Annotated in this window: 16 protein-coding genes and 1 tRNA gene; 9 read left to right on the top strand and 8 right to left on the bottom strand. The window is 56.0% G+C overall.

What is annotated here, in order from left to right:
- Positions 1 to 127: 127 nt before the first annotated feature.
- Positions 128 to 748 carry a ribonuclease HII gene (locus TH25_RS15515; protein ID WP_114089272.1) on the top strand — a complete coding sequence of 207 codons (621 nt, stop codon included), beginning with the start codon at positions 128 to 130 and terminating at the stop codon, positions 746 to 748.
- A gap of 17 nt (positions 749 to 765) precedes the next feature.
- Here the strand turns inward: TH25_RS15515 and TH25_RS15510 are convergent, their stop codons facing one another.
- A complete protein-coding gene (locus TH25_RS15510) occupies positions 766 to 1,548 on the bottom strand; it encodes an acyl-[acyl-carrier-protein] thioesterase (RefSeq protein ID WP_114089337.1) in 783 nt (260 codons plus the stop codon).
- A 142-nt stretch (positions 1,549 to 1,690) separates the two neighbouring features.
- Positions 1,691 to 2,107: an alternative ribosome rescue aminoacyl-tRNA hydrolase ArfB gene (arfB, locus tag TH25_RS15505; protein WP_114089271.1), complete on the bottom strand. Its 417-nt coding sequence runs from the start codon at positions 2,105 to 2,107 to the stop codon at positions 1,691 to 1,693.
- A 165-nt stretch (positions 2,108 to 2,272) separates the two neighbouring features.
- Between arfB and TH25_RS15500 the strand changes: the two genes are divergently transcribed.
- Positions 2,273 to 2,671: a YbaN family protein gene (locus TH25_RS15500; protein WP_114089270.1), complete on the top strand. Its 399-nt coding sequence runs from the start codon at positions 2,273 to 2,275 to the stop codon at positions 2,669 to 2,671.
- A 4-nt stretch (positions 2,672 to 2,675) separates the two neighbouring features.
- Here the strand turns inward: TH25_RS15500 and TH25_RS15495 are convergent, their stop codons facing one another.
- The 5 genes from TH25_RS15495 to TH25_RS15475 all read right to left on the bottom strand — a co-directional run bounded on the left by TH25_RS15495 (position 2,676) and on the right by TH25_RS15475 (position 8,477).
- Entirely contained in the window at positions 2,676 to 3,056 is a 381-nt protein-coding gene (locus tag TH25_RS15495; protein WP_114089269.1) for a MerR family transcriptional regulator, read from the bottom strand.
- 57 nt (positions 3,057 to 3,113) lie between these two features.
- Positions 3,114 to 4,808: an ATP-binding protein gene (locus TH25_RS15490; protein ID WP_114089268.1), complete on the bottom strand. Its 1,695-nt coding sequence runs from the start codon at positions 4,806 to 4,808 to the stop codon at positions 3,114 to 3,116.
- A gap of 56 nt (positions 4,809 to 4,864) precedes the next feature.
- Entirely contained in the window at positions 4,865 to 5,497 is a 633-nt protein-coding gene (locus TH25_RS15485; protein WP_114089267.1) for a chemotaxis protein CheC, read from the bottom strand.
- Positions 5,490 to 5,867 carry a response regulator transcription factor gene (locus tag TH25_RS15480; protein ID WP_114089266.1) on the bottom strand — a complete coding sequence of 126 codons (378 nt, stop codon included), beginning with the start codon at positions 5,865 to 5,867 and terminating at the stop codon, positions 5,490 to 5,492. The genes TH25_RS15485 and TH25_RS15480 overlap by 8 nt, the downstream gene beginning before the upstream one ends.
- Before the next feature lie 78 nt (positions 5,868 to 5,945).
- Positions 5,946 to 8,477 carry an EAL domain-containing protein gene (locus tag TH25_RS15475; protein WP_258549180.1) on the bottom strand — a complete coding sequence of 844 codons (2,532 nt, stop codon included), beginning with the start codon at positions 8,475 to 8,477 and terminating at the stop codon, positions 5,946 to 5,948.
- A gap of 303 nt (positions 8,478 to 8,780) precedes the next feature.
- On the opposite strand from TH25_RS15475, the gene fdxA reads away from it, so the two are divergent.
- The 3 genes from fdxA to TH25_RS15460 all read left to right on the top strand — a co-directional run bounded on the left by fdxA (position 8,781) and on the right by TH25_RS15460 (position 10,801).
- The gene (fdxA, locus tag TH25_RS15470) at positions 8,781 to 9,116 is read left to right on the top strand and encodes a ferredoxin FdxA (protein ID WP_114089265.1); all 336 of its coding nucleotides are present in this window, start codon (positions 8,781 to 8,783) and stop codon (positions 9,114 to 9,116) included.
- A 285-nt stretch (positions 9,117 to 9,401) separates the two neighbouring features.
- Positions 9,402 to 9,902 carry a CarD family transcriptional regulator gene (locus TH25_RS15465; RefSeq protein ID WP_114089264.1) on the top strand — a complete coding sequence of 167 codons (501 nt, stop codon included), beginning with the start codon at positions 9,402 to 9,404 and terminating at the stop codon, positions 9,900 to 9,902.
- A gap of 89 nt (positions 9,903 to 9,991) precedes the next feature.
- Positions 9,992 to 10,801, top strand: coding sequence for a hypothetical protein (locus tag TH25_RS15460; protein WP_114089263.1), 810 nt, complete (start codon positions 9,992 to 9,994; stop codon positions 10,799 to 10,801).
- 108 nt (positions 10,802 to 10,909) lie between these two features.
- On the opposite strand, the gene TH25_RS15455 is transcribed toward TH25_RS15460, so the two are convergent.
- Positions 10,910 to 12,328 (bottom strand): M48 family metalloprotease, encoded by a 1,419-nt coding sequence (locus TH25_RS15455; protein ID WP_114089262.1) that lies wholly within the window; start codon positions 12,326 to 12,328, stop codon positions 10,910 to 10,912.
- A 295-nt stretch (positions 12,329 to 12,623) separates the two neighbouring features.
- Between TH25_RS15455 and TH25_RS15450 the strand changes: the two genes are divergently transcribed.
- The 4 genes from TH25_RS15450 (at position 12,624) to TH25_RS15435 (ending at position 15,702) form a co-directional block, all read left to right on the top strand.
- Positions 12,624 to 13,787: a hypothetical protein gene (locus TH25_RS15450; RefSeq protein WP_147253031.1), complete on the top strand. Its 1,164-nt coding sequence runs from the start codon at positions 12,624 to 12,626 to the stop codon at positions 13,785 to 13,787.
- A 73-nt stretch (positions 13,788 to 13,860) separates the two neighbouring features.
- Positions 13,861 to 14,817, top strand: coding sequence for a prolyl aminopeptidase (gene pip / locus TH25_RS15445; protein WP_114089260.1), 957 nt, complete (start codon positions 13,861 to 13,863; stop codon positions 14,815 to 14,817).
- 121 nt (positions 14,818 to 14,938) lie between these two features.
- The gene (locus TH25_RS15440; RefSeq protein ID WP_258549179.1) at positions 14,939 to 15,430 is read left to right on the top strand and encodes an acyloxyacyl hydrolase; all 492 of its coding nucleotides are present in this window, start codon (positions 14,939 to 14,941) and stop codon (positions 15,428 to 15,430) included.
- A gap of 195 nt (positions 15,431 to 15,625) precedes the next feature.
- Positions 15,626 to 15,702, top strand: a tRNA-Arg gene (locus TH25_RS15435).
- The last annotated feature ends 140 nt before the right edge of the window (positions 15,703 to 15,842 follow it).

The raw sequence follows: 15,842 nt of genomic DNA, 5'->3' as shown, positions 1-15,842 counted from the left end.
GAGGCAACGATGCGCCAAAACGCCCTGTTTTTCGGTGTATGGCCCGTGATATGAAGGGCGGGTCACCAAGGGGACTTTGATGTCAGTCAACCCGTAAGACCAAGTGCAACACAGATCGATAACAGCCATGCCCGACTTTGAAATTGAAGATCAGTATCGCGGTATCATTGCCGGGATCGACGAGGTAGGACGCGGGCCGCTGGCCGGGCCGGTGGTGGCGGCTGCCGTGGTGTTACCGCGCGAGGACGCCCGCATTGGCGATTTGTACGCGCTGCTAAATGATTCCAAAAAGCTGTCGGCCTCAAAGCGCGACCTGCTGGCAGCCCGGATTATGGATTGTGCGATTGTTGGCATCGGGGCGGCGTCGGTGCGCGAGATTGACCGTGTTAATATTTTGCAGGCGACTTATATTGCCATGCGCCGGGCTGTGGCCCGTTTGCCGCAAGTGCCCGATCAGGCGCTGGTGGACGGCAATCGGGACCCGGGGCTGCCGTGCCCGGTGCAAACCGTGGTCAAGGGCGATGGCAAATCGCTCTCTATCGCGGCGGCATCAATTGTTGCCAAGGTGGTGCGCGATCGCGCCATGACGCGTCTGGCTGTGCGTTACCCCCATTATGGATGGGAAGGCAATGCCGGCTATGGTGTGAAGAAACATATGGCTGGCTTGACCGATGCCGGGCCAACGGTTCATCACCGCCGCAGTTTTAAACCTATTGCCCTGTTATGCGATGCGATGGAAGAGGCCTGAGGTCAAAACAAATCGCGTTAGCGCATGATCCGGGCGCGGACAAGATCGGTCGGGAGGGCATGACCGGCCGCGCTGGTATTTTCGGTTCGGGAAATTGCTGCATAATCGTCGGTTTGACGAATCATCACGCGGTCATGCAGGCGGCATTCGGCCCGGAACTGAATATCGATGCCGTTGGGTTGAAAATTGGCAAGACCGTTATTGGTTGTTCCCAGGATCCACTGCATCAGCCTGACATTGTTGACATGGCCGTAAATGTCCAGATCCGACGCCTGGGCGATCATGGTGTTGCGGGCGACCAGATCTTCCGGCGGAGAAGCCGGGCGCGGCGATACCTCAAGCAGTTTGGGGCCGGGCGGATCGGGCAGGCGTGCCACCAGCCAGTCCGGCCAGGGAGCCGCCCGCCGTTGTTTCAGGTCGAATAGCGCCCAGAAACTTTGTGCAACGGCACAAATATCGCCAGCTTCATCATACAGGCGCCAGTCGCGGCTTGCCATGCGATGGGAAAACCCTGACGGCCAGGTTTCAAGGCGCAGTGCTTCGCCATTGGACGGGTAATGATGCACCAGAATGACCATGCGAGCCAAAACCCATGCCACACCCCGCGAGACCGTATCGTCATAGGCCAATTGCAGGTCTTTTGCGCCCCAACCGGCAGAATCCTGCATGTAATCGGCCAGGGCGGGCAGGGTGGTACGGCCATTTGCGCCAATTTCGGAATATCGCACCCGATAATGGCCTTGCCATCCGCAATTGGCGGGCATTTGGGCCTGTGCAACTCGGGACCAGTCCGGGGTCATGACGGTTTCCACATTTTTTCGGAACGCAGGGTGATAGCTTAACCATAGGCAGGCCATGCCCGTGCTGCAATGCGCCATAAGGATACGGCCAGGTATTATCCGGACAGGTTGGATAGGTGGGGCCGGTTTGTTGGCGACAGGATCAGTCGATGGGGCTGCGGCGCATCTTTTTGACATCACCGCGTTTTTTCTTGGCATCGACCCGCTTGCGTTTGGCCGAGAGGGACGGGCGGGTTTTAACACGGAATTTCTTGCGCTCGGCGGCCTTGCGTACCAGATTGACAAAACGGTCAATCGCATCCTGGCGGTTGCGTTCCTGGGTGCGGAAACGCTGGGCATCAATGATGATTTCATCGCCATTGGTCAAACGGCTGCCGGCCAGTTCGCGCAGACGGATGCGCACGCGTTCGGGCAATTCGGTCAATTCGCTGACCCGCACGCGCATATGTACGGCGGTTGAAACCTTGTTCACATTTTGCCCGCCAGGCCCCGATGACCGAACAAAATGAAATTCCAGATGACTTTCATCCAGAAAAAGGCCGTTCCCAACCTGAATCATGCCGGTTCTCCGGCACGGGAACAGGGCAGGATAGCGGGAAAAATGTGAAAATATGCCATGTCGTGTTGATAATGATTTGCAAATAGTTGAACTTTAGGGATGCTAGCCCTAGATTCCAAAGAATGAAACCCGTCAAATGGGCCGGGCGGTACAAGGAGCTGAATTTTGCATCCGGGACATCTTTTTGTTGCGTTGGGATGGCTGTCTGTCGGGCTGGGGGTGGCGGGGATTTTTCTGCCATTGCTGCCGACAACCCCCTTCATGTTGCTGGCGGCATGGGCCTTTGGCAAGGGGTCGCCGCGCCTGCATCGCTGGCTGCATGAACATCCGCGCCTTGGCCCGCCGATCTTGCAGTGGAAACATCATGGTGTGATCAGCCTGCGGGCCAAAATTATGGCGGCGGCGACCTTTGCCGTTATGATCGGCATGTCGATGATTTTTGTGCAGGTGCACTGGGTGCCGCTGGTGCAGTTGGCGGTGGCGATTCCGGTATGTGTTTTTCTGTTTTCCCGTCCTTCGGTGCCGCGTGTCCCCCTGCCAGAAACCGATCAGTCCGCATCTTAAGGCATCAGCCTGATTTGCGACGGAGTTCCTGCTGGCAGTTTTCCTCAAGCAGATCAAGTTCTTCAAGGGTGGCATCAATATCGGCGCGCTGTTTGCGCAGGGTATCGCGGCGTTCGTCGATTTTGTTGATCAGGATGGTGAGCTGGGTAATCTCGCTGCGGTCGGTTTCATAAAGGTCCAAAAGGTCGCGAATTTCCTTTAGCGCAAATCCCAGTCGCTTGCCGCGCATGATCAGGCGCAGGCGCACCCTGTCGCGCTGGCCGTAAATGCGGGTTTGTCCCTGGCGATCAGGCGCGATCAGGCCCTGATCCTCGTAAAAGCGGATCGTGCGGGTGGTGACATCAAATTCGCGGGCAAGATCGGTAATCGAAAAACTGTCGGTCATGAAATATCTTTAACGTTTACGCTTACGTAAACGAAAACTACACGGTTTTATCCCCAATCACAATACGTTGTGCTCTTTGGGAAGATCGACATGGAAGGTACTGCCTTCCCCAAGTGCGCTTTCCACATGGATATTGCCGCCGTGGCGTTCGACAATTTTTTTGCAAAGCGCAAGGCCAATACCTGTTCCGGCATAATCGCCATAACCATGCAGACGTTTGAAAATTTCAAAGATGCTGGCGTGATATTGCGGGTCGATGCCAATGCCGTTATCGGAGACGGAAATGCGCCAGAAGCTATCGAATTCGCGGGCGGAAATATGCACTTCGGCATGGGTCGGGTCGCTGTATTTCAGGCCGTTTGAGACCAGGTTCTGAAAAAGCTGCAAAAGCTGGCTGGGATCGCCCGTCACAACAGGCAGGCCGGGTTGACGGATGACGTTGCCCGCGGGTGCGGCTTCGGCGCGTTTCAGGTTGGCTTCGATCGCGTCAAACAGGCCGGTCAGGGGGACTGGCTGAAACGGTTTGCCATGCCGCCCCACCCGCGAGAGGGTCAGCAGGTCGTCGATCATGCGCTGCATGCGCTGGGTGCCATCCACGGCATAGTGAATGAATTCATCTGCCGTATCATCAAGCTGCCCGCGATAGCGCCGGGCCAGAAGCTGGGTATAGCTTGAGACCATGCGCAGCGGTTCCTGCAAATCGTGCGAGGCGGCATAGGCGAACTGTTCCAGTTCCGCATTGGAGTTTTCAAGCTCCTGCATGGTGTTCTGGATTTCAAGTTCGTGGCGTTTGCGCTGGGAAATATCGCGCAGGGTAATGATGTAATGATAGCGGCCATAGGCGGTAAAATGGCTGATGGCGACTTCGAGAGGAATATTGTGCCCGTTGGCCGGACAGGCCAGAATTTCGATCACCCCGGTGCCAAGGTCGGTCAGCAGGCGGTCGCTGGGGGGCTTGGGCGGCGGGTTATTGCCGCAGTCGGGCAGCAGAAACTGAATGATATTCTTGATTTCCGGATCGCCCTGGGGACCGCATAGCTCCTGGGCGCGGGCATTAAGCGGTTCCAGGTTGCCATCTTCGGAGGCGACAAGGATGGCATCAATGGTGTTTTGCAAAATGGCGCGGGTGCGGTCCTCGCTGCGGCGGGTTTTGGTGACGAGTTCGGCCAGTTCGGCGGCCTGGCGGCGCAAAAGCTGGTCGCGCTGTACCGCCAGGGTGACGTCGCGCACGGTAATGGCGCAAATAACGTCCTCGTCGCTTAATGAAACCGGCTGAATGCGGATCGACTGCTGCATTTGCGGGAATTTTTGGGCAAATTGCGACTGGGGGCGCAGGGGCAACACCGATTTGTTCAGGGAAGGCGAAATCATCGCCGGCATTCCCAGTGACAGACAGTCGTCAATCGCGGTGTGAAGGCGGTTGGGCAGGGCCGTGCCAAAAACGTCATTCAGGGTTTTGCCAAAAACATCAGCCGCTTTAAAGCCGGCGGTTTGCTCCATCCAGCTATTCCAAAAACATATGGTACCGTCCCGTCGGATCGCGATGATGCCAACATCGCTGTTTTCAAGCAGGGCAAGGGACAGATTGGCATCTGGCAACGCATATGATGCGGGGCGGCCGGAGGTAGTTTGCACCGGTGCGGGGGGAGTGCCGGACTGTGATGATGCAGCAATGTCGTGCAAAACCGTTCCGCTGTCTTTTGCTGAAGAACGGTTTATATTGGCCGGGCCGTCTTTGTTGCCATCAGACATTGCTATGATGCTCCTTGCAGCCGGGTGCGACGGTCGCACGCGGTGCCGGAATAATCCTAACCGAGTGCGTTCTCCAGATAGCGATTTACCATGCGTTTTAACGTCTGGATTGAATCCAGGTCCATAACAAATAGCACATATCCATCAATATCGTTTTCCCGCAGCATGAACTGAACATGCAAAATCAACAGAAACGGTGCGGTCGTTTCTGTTTCCGACGTGCCGGGTGGGCAGGCATCGGGCATCAGATTGCGGGTTTCACATTTGCGGAAAATCGGCATCGAACAATTGATCGGATGGCCAAGGATATTGGAAATACTGCCCAGGCAGGCATTGAGAATGATATTGCCAACCTCCATCAGGGCTTCCTGTTCCAGATCGCCCAAGCTGTCGAGCGGTACATCGACCTGTAACAGGCGACGCACCAGTTCCAGGCTGCGTTTTTCGGGAAAAACCAGCAGGGCATCGCCGTTAAACGGGCCATTGAAACTTTGCGTGACAGCGGAAACAACTTCACCGGGGGCCGCAATCAGGTTGGCATCGGAAAAACGCTGCACAAAACTGATCGAGGGGACGGTCAGTTCGACTGATTGATCCACCATTTCGGAAAGTGACGCTGCCGCCCGTCCGACCCCGATATTGATCAGTTCGGTAATGGTATCGCGTTCGAGATCGGACAAATCAATCATGAGCGGCTTCTTTGGCTGAAAAATAGGCGGTGATTTTTTCCTGCGTGGGCGGCTTGGCAATGAAATCCATGCCAAGGGCCTCGGCCTGGTTTTGAATGTCCTGCTGGATATTGGCCGTTAGCAGGGCGACAGTCGCATCGGGGTGCTGCCTGCGGATATCCGCGCCCAGTTCCAGCCCGTTTTTGCCGGGCATGTTGAAATCGATCACAAAATAATCATAGCGGCTGCTATCGGCTTTTTGCTGTGCGCTGTTTGCTTCGGCGGCTTCGTCAACCGACCAGCCGGGAAACCCGCTTTCGATAAAGGCCTTGATCAAAAGGCGGGCAAATTTGCTGTCATCAACCAGAAGAACGGAACGGGGATGTGACATGAAATCCTCAAATTGGGGCAGCGTGAAGCTGGTGGAGCAAAAGACCTGGCGGGTGTTTTCTACAGGCGTGTTGATGGTTTAGTATAAGGCAGTTTGCCCTGCCTGTTCCAGTTGTTCCATCAGGGGCACGATCTCGGCGGGGGGGCGGGGTTCGGAAATGAGAAAACCCTGGATCTCGTCGCAATCATGTGCGCGCAGGAATTCAAGCTGTTCGGGGGTTTCCACCCCTTCGGCAATCACGCGCAAACCAAGGTTTCGCCCCATCAGGATGATGGTATTGGTAATCGCGGCGTCGTCCGGGTCGGTGGTAATATCGCGAATGAAAGACCGGTCGATTTTGATGGAATTGATTGGCAGGCGTTTCAGATAGGTCAGCGATGAATAGCCGGTACCGAAATCGTCAATGGCGATCTGGACACCCAGACGCCGGATTTCGCTCAGGAGGGCAACGGCGCGGTTCATGCCCTGCATCAAAACGGTTTCGGTAATTTCCAGAACCAGTCGCGAAGGTGGAACACCGGTTTCCCGAAGAATGTTGGCAACGGTTTCGGTGATCCGGCCTTCGATCAGTTGCCGGGTGGAAAGATTGACGGCAACCACCACAGGGCTGACACCCTGGGCATCCCATTCGATGATCTGCTGGCAAACGCGGCGCAGCACCCATTCACCGATTTTGCCAATCAGTCCCGTTTCTTCGGCAACGGGGATAAACTGCATGGGCGAAACAAACCCGCGTCCTGGCCGGTTCCAGCGCAACAGGGCTTCCAGCCCGGACAGGCGACCGGTCGCAAGGTGGATTTTGGGTTGATAATAAACCTCGAACTGTTCGCGCTTGATGGCGTCGCGCAGGTCGTTTTCCATTGCCAGCCGCGCGGCGGCACTTTCGTTCATCATCTTGGTAAAGAAATGATAGGCCCCGCCGCCGCGCGCCTTTGCACTATACATCGCCGCATCAGCACTGCGCATCAGGGTGGCAAAATCGTCACCATCCGCCGGGCTCAGCGCGATGCCGATGGACGGGGTGACAAAAAGGTGCCGACCACGAATTTCAAAGGCGGGCGAGAAGGCGTCAATTACGGTTTGTCCCAGTGTCGCGGCTTCCTGCGTTTCGCTAAGATGGGGCACGATGATCAGGAATTCGTCGCCGCCCAGACGCCCCAGCGTGTCGCTGCGCCGCATGATCCCCCGCAGACGATCGGCCACCTCCTGGAGCAAAAGGTCGCCAAAGTCATGTCCCAGGCTGTCATTGATCAGTTTGAACCGATCAAGATCAATAAACAGAACGGCCGTTGCCGTCAGGCGGGGGTTTTGCTCCTCGGAGGTTGGGTTTGCCGGGTTGTGAGAATTGTGCAGGGCCTCCCGCAGGCTGATTTCGAGCATCGCCCGATTGGGCAACCCGGTCAGCGGGTCATGGTTGGCCATATAGACCAGCCGTTCTTCATAGCGGCGCTGGGCAGTTACATCGTGGAAGACAACGGTATAAAGCAGGTTTTCTTCAAACTGCATGGGGCGGAAAACCGCCGCAACACGAATTTTGCTGCCATCGGCACAGCGCAGAACCAGTTCGATAGACCGGTCCAGAACCGGGCGGAAGGAATCGCCGTCGCGTTCGTTCTTTTCAAGAACCTGAGCCAGATTAAGCTGGGAAGCATCGACGATATAGTCATACAGGCTATGCCCGACCAGTTCGGTGTCTTCGGGCAGATGCAGCAATTGCAGGCAGGCCGGGTTGCATTGCAGGATCTGGCAATCCGAATCGATGCTGAGGATACCGTCTGCCACGTTCTGCATGATGCCGCGCAGGCGGCTTTCGCGTTCGCGCAGGTTTTGTTCTGCCTCGCGCAGGCGCCATAAATTATCGTCAATTTCCATCAGCAGGCCATTGGCCGACTGTGCAAGCAGGCCCAGTTCATCGGTCGAATGGTTGCTGGGGATATCGACCTTGGTGGTGGCGGGGCTGGCCGGGTCCACCTGGCGCAGCGAATGCACCAGCCTTAACAGGGGCTTGGTCAGGGCAATATAGAAAAAGACCGTCAGGGCAATGCCCAGCAGGAAATTGCGCACCAGCCCGGATGCCAGGATCATGGCGGAACGGTTGATGAAGCCTGCGGCAATCAGCCCGGTATCCACATCGATTTCCAGATAGCCGACCAGATCGCCGGAGTCGCCAATCGTCAGCGGGATTTCGTAATGCTGGTTGTCGCCAAACATCATCGATGTCAGCCAGTTCAGGCTTGATGATGCCTGCTGGCGCTGCTGTTTGGCCAGAACATTGCCAAAATCATCGCGCAGAAGAGCCTGATAGATTGGTTCATATTCAAACAGGCCGGAAACCACGCGTTCAGCCAGGGTTTCATCAAGCCCATAGGCCGCCTGGGTCGCAGATTCCCGCACCGTTGACAGAACCTGGTTTACGGTCCTGTCAATCTGGTTACGTTCTCCATGCAAATCCCAGAGAATCTGGAGCGCACTGAAGCCAACACCAATCAGCAAAGTAATTATGACAGCGGCCCGCGCCTGCTTGAAAGACAGGCGATTCTGCCACTGGAGCCGCGCATTTTTCAGGCTGGCCTCCGCTATCCACACCCCAAAACATGGTTCTACGACCATTCATGGAAGCAAACAGTATGTTAAGGGCAGCAGAATTGCAATTGTTGCAAGGCTTCCGGGGCGTGTGCAGGGCAAAATAATTCCTGCTTGGGGATGGATTATTTTACAATAATTACAAAATGATGTCGCATTCATAACATTGGCACGAATGGTGGTTTTGAAATTAATACTACTAAAAAAAGTAGTGTTTTATTGGAGTTGCACACCGCCCCCCTGCGTGATAACCAATGCCCGAGAGAGAGAACAATAGGCCGACGGTGGGCGCAGCCGCCACAGGCCCCGCAACCTGTACGGAGTTACACCATGACCTATGTGGTGACGGAAAACTGCATCAAGTGTAAGTATCAGGACTGCGTCGAGGTTTGCCCCGTCGATTGCTTCTATGAAGGTGAAAACTTCCTGGTTATTCACCCTGATGAATGCATTGATTGCGGTGTCTGCGAACCCGAATGTCCGGCTGAAGCCATTATTCCCGATACGGAACCGAATTTGGATAACTGGCTTGAACTTAACCGTAAATTTGCCGAAATCTGGCCAAACATTACCCGTAAAGGGGATGCACCGTCAGATGCCGATGAATGGAATGGCAAAACGGGCAAGACCGAACTTCTGTCCGAGGCGCCCGGCACCGGCGACTGATCGGTTAAGCGCCTGAAAAGGCCTTGAAATAGCGTGGAAGAATGTTCTGCGCATGGCAGCATTGACCCGGCCGCACGGAAAAGTTCTGTGATCGGCCGGTCAGTTGTGTTATGGTTCTTCCTCGCGTTGAGGGCTCGGCAGGCTCCGTTCCGCACTGTCGGATTTCCGTTTTATTACCTGTCTGTTACCGCGACTAAGCCAAAAGCATGGTCGTGCAGTGCCTTCGCGTCGATTGGACCAAGGTGTTTTATATGACCAGGCCGTTTGGGCCGGAAGGAAGCTTTGATGTCGGATAAGTTGCCCTTTGCTGTTGGCGATTTTGTAGTTTACCCCGCGCATGGTGTCGGCTGTGTTGACGGCCTCGAAACCCAGTCTATTGCAGGGCAGGAACTGCGCCTTTATGTGATCACTTTTGATTCCAGCCGCATGACGCTGCGTGTGCCGGTCAACAAGGTGGGCAACTCTGGTCTGCGCAAGCTTTCCTCGAAAAAACAGATGGATTCCGCCCTTGTGACCCTGAAGGGTCGTGCGCGGGTGAAGCGTACCATGTGGTCGCGTCGCGCACAGGAATATGAAGCCAAAATCAATTCCGGCGATCCGGTTTCGATTGCCGAGGTGGTGCGCGATCTGCATCGTTCGGCCACCCAGCCTGAACAGTCTTTCTCGGAACGCCAGATTTACGAAGCCGCGTTTGAACGCCTAGTGGACGAACTGGCCGCGATCGAAAAGATCGACAAGGACAAGGCATCGGGCAAGCTGGAAAAGCTGCTGCAGAAAGCTGCCTGATTTCGCTTTTGCGAACGCCCTAAAGCATATACTTTCTAAAAACCGGTCCGGGTATTATTCTTGGGCCGGTTTTTCATCAGGAGCATATCATGGCGCAAGCAGCGGCGGTTCTGGCATCTTTGAAACCTGCGGACCGTATATGGGTTGTCGGGGCTGTAAATGGCGATGTTGCGGCTTTGCAGTCGGTCCATGCCCGGCTTGTGCGTAAAATACGCCCCGGTGACAGGCTGGTTTATACCGGCAATTACTGGGGCGATGGCCCCGGCGATAATGTGATCGCCGCGATTAACGAAATTTTGCTGTTCCGTCGCTTTTTTATCGCCCAGGACGGCGTGGATATGGCCGATATCGTGTTTTTGCGCGGTGCGGCTGAAGAAATGCTGACCAAAATGCAGCAATTGCAGTTTGCCCCCAATCCCGGTGAAGTGTTTGAATGGATGCTGACGCGCGGTGCGGCGGGCATTGTGCGGGCTTATGGATTTGACCCGGCGACGGTGCAGGCCACGATGCGCCAGGGGGCGCATTTGATTTCGCAATGGACCGGCCAGCTTAGCGATGCCTTGCGGCGTCATCCGGGGCATGGTGCCCTGATGGCCGATCTGAAACATGCAGCCTATGTCAGTGACGGATCGCTTATTTTTGTCCATGCCGGGCTTGATTCTTCGCGCGCGCTGACAGCCCAGACCGATACCTTCTGGTGGGGCGGGTCGATGTTTGAGGCCATTACCGAACGATATTATGACTGTGCGCGTATCATCCGTGGGTCATCGAACAGCCATTCCGGTATTTCGGAACGTGAATATACCCTGTCGCTGGATGCCGGGGCCGGGCGGGGCGGTACGCTGGTGGCCGCGGCCATTGGCCCGAACGGACAGATTGTGGACCGGATTGAAAGCTGATTTATCCGGTCTCACAAGACCGGTTTTTTATCTGTTGTCATCTAAAAATCCCCTGCCGGCGCGAAATACCGGCAGGGGATTTTTGTTTTCTCTTTGGTGCCAAAGGCGTTAATCCGTGATCACTTTGACCAGCGAGCCTTCGGGGGGAAGCTGGCCTGCTTCCAGGCCGTTGATGACGTCAAAGGTTTCTTCGGGGCGGCGGTCAACGGCCATCGATTTGACGAAAGTATTCACCGTGTAGCCGGGATTAACAGCGCGCACCTTGATCGACAGGGCGTGATATTGCTTCTTCTCGGATGCGCTGAGCGACCGGAAGCTATAGGTGGTGCGGCGCAGCGGCAGATTATAGGCATCCGCCTGGTTGAGCGGGGCGAGGAACAGGAACTGGAACGCTGATTTGCCATGCAAAATGGCAACCACGCGCAATCGTGCCCGCGTGCCCGATTTCAGCGACACATCGGCAGACCCGGTGGCGGCCTGCTGACCATTGACATCAATTTTCTGAATGTCGCGCAACGGGATCGATTTGGAAAATCCGCGCTGCAAATAGGCAACCGGGCCCATTTGGGCCGCCTCGGGGGCGCCTTCAAAAATGATGGTTGCTCCCTTGGTGTCCCGTGCGACAACGGCATCGGGCTGGTTGATCATGGAAAAGCCTTCGGGGACTTCAAAATAAAAATCCAGCGGCACATGGACAAATTTGCGCCCGCGAATAAAGCCGTTTTCCGGACCATCGCCATACATGATGCCGTCAATTTCGGTCATGTATTTTACCGTTTCCAGGCGAGGTGCGCCGGAAACCGGGGTGTTGGCGGCTGCGCGGGCCTGTTCGATGCGTTCCACCGTGCGGGGGTGGGTTGCCATAATGTCAAACTGATCAACTTCATCGGGCGAACGACCGGCCAGTTCGGCCTGGAGGCGCGAATGTGCGCGCAGTTTTTTCAGGAAACTTGCCATTGCCGCCGGGTCATATCCCGCGCGAGACAGATAGCGCACGCCCAGCTTGTCGGCTTCAAATTCATGTTCGCGCGAGAAGGACTGCATATAGGCATTGGCCCCCAAGCCAATCACATCCCCCGCGCCATTGCCAATGGCGGCCGAAAGCCCCCCGGCCAGAATTTGCGTCAACACCCCCCGGCTGTACCGCTGGGCGGAATGGCGGGCAACAACATGGCCGATTTCATGGGCCAGCACACCGGCCAGTTCCGCCTCGTTCGAGGCCAGCGCCAGCAGGCCGCGGGTGACATAAACATAGCCCCCAGGCAGGGCAAAGGCATTGACGATGGGCGAATCCAGCACCGTAAAGGTGAATTTCTGGTTTGGCGTTTCGGTTACAGCGGCCAGTTTCTGCCCGACAGCGGTAACATACCCGGGCAGGTCCTTGGCATCATAGCTGCCGCCAAACTGCTGGAGGATTTTCGGGTGTTCTTCGGCCCCGACTTCCGCTTCCTGCGAGGGAGGCATAAAGGCGGTAAAGGTATCCTCGCCCGTTGCCGGATTGGTCGAGCAGGCGGCAAGCCCGCTCATTAATCCTATGGCGAACACCAAAGATACGATTCGTGCTTTGCGCGTATGGTACCAACCTGTCACTATCCTGACCTCCGCTTTTTGGGCCGGTTGTGGCGTTGAGGCCTGCTTGTTTGCCAGGCACCCGTTGCCGGTTTTATTGTTGTCGGTGCTGCGTTGCCGGGTTTTGCCGTACCGATGTTAATTTCGTATCCTGACTTGCCGTCGGGATCAATCCTGCAGAAGGAAAGCCGCTCGCCATATGCCATCCTTGTGGTTCGCAGTCGTCAGTTATGTGTCCTGCCGATGGTGTCGCGTGCAGTTGCAACGAGGGCTGCTGCTTGCCGTTTCCGCCTGGACGGTGCCGGTTTTTGCCTGGGCCGATACCGTTCCCGGAACGCTTCCTTCCCCTGATAGGGGCAAAACGCCCCCTGGGCTGGAAAGTTCTGCCGTTGGGACGGAAAAATCACTTAATGCACAACATACCGACTGGCGATGTGGTATCGGCCCGGCGCAACAGGCGGATATGCTGCCTGATTATGCTGTGGAGGATATGGCCCCGCCCTCGGATATTGATGCCCTGCACATAACGCTTCGTGCCCGTTCCGAACGGGAAATATTTTCTGATGGTGTGTGGTCTGCGGCCTTCCGGCTGGCCGATATTGCGATTGTGCCAGGGCAGGAGACGGCGGCACTGGCCTATTTGCGCCAGCATTACCGGGACATTGTCCGTGTGATTCCCCTGCCAATGGGGCCGATGGACGGACGGGGCCGCATGGGGGTGGATGATGCGGATGCTCTTGGGCGTGATCCGCGCCAGCCCGCCTATTTTATGTTGCGGGATGGCAGCGTGTTGCAGCAGCATTTGGTTTGGCAGGGTATGGCGATGGTTGCACCGGGGATGGATGCGGATCAGCCTGTCGGGTTTTATACCGATGACAGGTCAGATAACGAAACGCACATGGCGCAGCCTTTGCCCTCTTTGCCCCCTTCGCATTTGAGGCAGCAGGCGGAGCGTAAAACAGTGTCGCGGCAGGCGGTGATCACGGCGCTGGTGGTGACGGAGGAAAATGCCCGCCTGGCACAACGCGGCATATGGCGGCGGGAAGGGCAATATCGCCGCGGACAAGCAGAGAACGTGACGCCCGCGCACTTCTATTTTGTGGCCTTAAAGGGCAATGACCCCAGGGGGGAAGCTCCGTTCGCGGCGGATGGCATTGGGTCCTTTGCCGTGGTTGAGGGGCGATTGCGCTCTGTCGAGATTCAGAAATACCGGGCCTATTTGAACTTCGGCAAGGACTGGCGCAAAGATTTCACCATTGCGCTGGATCAGGACCAGATGGCTGCGATTGCGGCCTCCGGTTTTGGTTTGGCCGGATGGGTCGGACAACGGATTTTGGTGCGTGGCATGATTGAAAATCGCGGCGGGCCCTATATCGCGCCGCTTAATCTCGTGTCTTTATGTGTGGCAAAGCAATAGACGATCACGGCCCGGGCGCGATAGGATCCGGGCGTGAACCGATTTGAAACAGTGAATATTTTAAAGGATTTTCATGTTGTATCCGGAAATTGAACCGCACATATCAGGCTGGCTGGATCGGCCGGACGGACATCAGATTTACTGGGAAGAAGTGGGAAACCCGGAGGGTGTTGCTGTTATTTTCCTGCATGGCGGGCCAGGTGCCGGAATTTCACCGGCGCACCGGCGGTATTTCAACCCGGAAAAATATCGCGTTATTTTGTTTGATCAGCGTGGGGCCGGGCGGTCGCGGCCGTTTGGTTCGCTGGAAAACAATACCACCCAGGCTTTGATTGGCGATATTGAAGCTCTGCGGATGGAACGGAATGTAGAAAAATGGCTGGTCTTTGGCGGATCCTGGGGGTCAACGCTGGCGCTGGCCTATGGGCAGGCCTGCCCGGAGCGCGCCCTGGGATTTGTTTTGCGCGGGATATTTTTGTGCCGTCCGTTGGAAATTGACTGGTTCATGACGGGGATGGGCAATTTTCTCCCCGATGCGCAGGAACAGTTTCTTGCTGCTGTTGGCCTTGCGGAAAACCCCGGTGCGCAGGCTTTGCTGGATGTTTATGGCGATTATTTTGCCGGTAAATATGGTGCCGATGCCGCAAGCCAGGCCGCCCGCGCCTGGAGCGGTTATGAAGCGCGCTGCTGCACGCTTTTGCCCGATGAAAGCTTTGTCGAAGGTTTTGAAGGCGATGGTGTGGCTTTGGCACTGGCGCGGCTGGAACATCATTATTTCGTCAATCTGGGGTTCTTCCGCGACAACCAGTTGCTGGAGGATTTGCACAAAATTCGGCATTTGCCTGCAACCATCATTCAGGGGCGGTATGACCTGGTCTGCCCGCCCGTAAGCGCCTTTGACCTTGCCCGCGCCTGGCCCGAGGCGGAAATGGTGATTGTTGATGATGCTGGCCATGCCTCCAGCGAACCGGGCATTGCCCGCGAACTGGTGCGTGCCACTGACCTTTTTGCTGCAAAGCTTGCGCAATAACCTGCTGTTTTTCATTTAGAAGATTGCCAGTAACCGATGTTTTGCTAAGATCGATACTAACGACGTGTCATATAATGAGGGATGGTTAATGCGCGTGAAGTTTTGGGGAGTGCTGGCGGGGATGGCAGCATTTGTTGTGGCTGGCAGTTGCCAGGCACAGGAATTTACCAATAGCAGCAATGATTCGGCCCAGATCGGCTTTTCAACCGGGATTTTCAATGTCGGTGAAGATGACGAAGCGACCGAGTTTCGCCTTGATTACCGGGATAATCACGCCCTGCTGGATTTCCTGCGTCCGATCGCGGGTGTGATGGTGACATCGGATAAGGCCGTGCATGGATATGGCGGCGTGATGGCCGATATTCTGTGGGGCGATCATTTCGCGACCTCGCTTTATACGTCGGTTGGCGCGTTCCACGATGGCGACGGCGAAGATCTGGGGCATTGGATCGAGTTCCGCTCCGGCATTGAACTGGCCTATCGTTTCGATAACCAGTCGCGCGTCGGGCTGGGCTTTGCCCATATTTCCAACGCCAATCTGGGCGATGAAAACCCCGGTGCCGAAGTGCTGTCGCTGACCTATACGATCCCGGTGGGATCGATTTTTAACTAAATCTGTTATCCGGGCCGCGCTACAAATTGTGCCTGGCCCGGATATTTGCCTGTTATGAAGGGGCTGGCAGGTTATCTGACCTGCGACGGATTATGGACCGGGAATGGGGCCAGGGTGAAAACGCATCCTGCCCCTATCGAATAATTGATCCGCGCGGTTGAACCTGCTAAGTCAAATCACCCTTCGCACGGTTGTGCGCCCGTAGCTCAGCAGGATAGAGCACCAGATTCCTAATCTGGGGGCCACAGGTTCGAATCCTGTCGGGCGCACCAATTCTCTCCCTTGTCTTATTTTCAGTTGTTCTGCTCTTCGCAATTCAAAGGTTGTTGCGAACTGTGGTCGCTATTGCGTCGTTCACGCCTCTGGTAACATAACCAGCAAAGCTTGGCGGACTATGGCCGCAGGGGGGCGG

It is taken from the genome of Thalassospira profundimaris, from assembly GCF_003326755.1.
GTDB lineage: Bacteria > Pseudomonadota > Alphaproteobacteria > Rhodospirillales > Thalassospiraceae > Thalassospira > Thalassospira profundimaris_B.
The sequence above is the reverse complement of the archived record's forward strand: the minus strand, read 5'-3'. Positions and strand labels throughout refer to the sequence as shown.

Excerpts from the sequence above, each read along its gene's own strand:
- TH25_RS15510 (WP_114089337.1), bottom strand. The coding sequence starts at position 1,548 with ATGACCCCGGACTGGTCCCGAGTTGCACAGGCCCAAATGCCCGCCAAT.
- pip (WP_114089260.1), top strand. The coding sequence starts at position 13,861 with ATGTTGTATCCGGAAATTGAACCGCACATATCAGGCTGGCTGGATCGG.
- TH25_RS15480 (WP_114089266.1), bottom strand. The coding sequence starts at position 5,867 with ATGTCACATCCCCGTTCCGTTCTTCTGGTTGATGACAGCAAATTTGCC.
- TH25_RS15495 (WP_114089269.1), bottom strand. The coding sequence starts at position 3,056 with ATGACCGACAGTTTTTCGATTACCGATCTTGCCCGCGAATTTGATGTC.
- TH25_RS15455 (WP_114089262.1), bottom strand. The coding sequence starts at position 12,328 with ATGAGCGGGCTTGCCGCCTGCTCGACCAATCCGGCAACGGGCGAGGAT.
- TH25_RS15485 (WP_114089267.1), bottom strand. The coding sequence starts at position 5,497 with ATGATTGATTTGTCCGATCTCGAACGCGATACCATTACCGAACTGATC.
- fdxA (WP_114089265.1), top strand. The coding sequence starts at position 8,781 with ATGACCTATGTGGTGACGGAAAACTGCATCAAGTGTAAGTATCAGGAC.
- arfB (WP_114089271.1), bottom strand. The coding sequence starts at position 2,107 with ATGATTCAGGTTGGGAACGGCCTTTTTCTGGATGAAAGTCATCTGGAA.
- TH25_RS15515 (WP_114089272.1), top strand. The coding sequence starts at position 128 with ATGCCCGACTTTGAAATTGAAGATCAGTATCGCGGTATCATTGCCGGG.
- TH25_RS15475 (WP_258549180.1), bottom strand. The coding sequence starts at position 8,477 with ATGGTCGTAGAACCATGTTTTGGGGTGTGGATAGCGGAGGCCAGCCTG.
- TH25_RS15490 (WP_114089268.1), bottom strand. The coding sequence starts at position 4,808 with ATGTCTGATGGCAACAAAGACGGCCCGGCCAATATAAACCGTTCTTCA.
- TH25_RS15440 (WP_258549179.1), top strand. The coding sequence starts at position 14,939 with ATGGCAGCATTTGTTGTGGCTGGCAGTTGCCAGGCACAGGAATTTACC.
- TH25_RS15465 (WP_114089264.1), top strand. The coding sequence starts at position 9,402 with ATGTCGGATAAGTTGCCCTTTGCTGTTGGCGATTTTGTAGTTTACCCC.
- TH25_RS15460 (WP_114089263.1), top strand. The coding sequence starts at position 9,992 with ATGGCGCAAGCAGCGGCGGTTCTGGCATCTTTGAAACCTGCGGACCGT.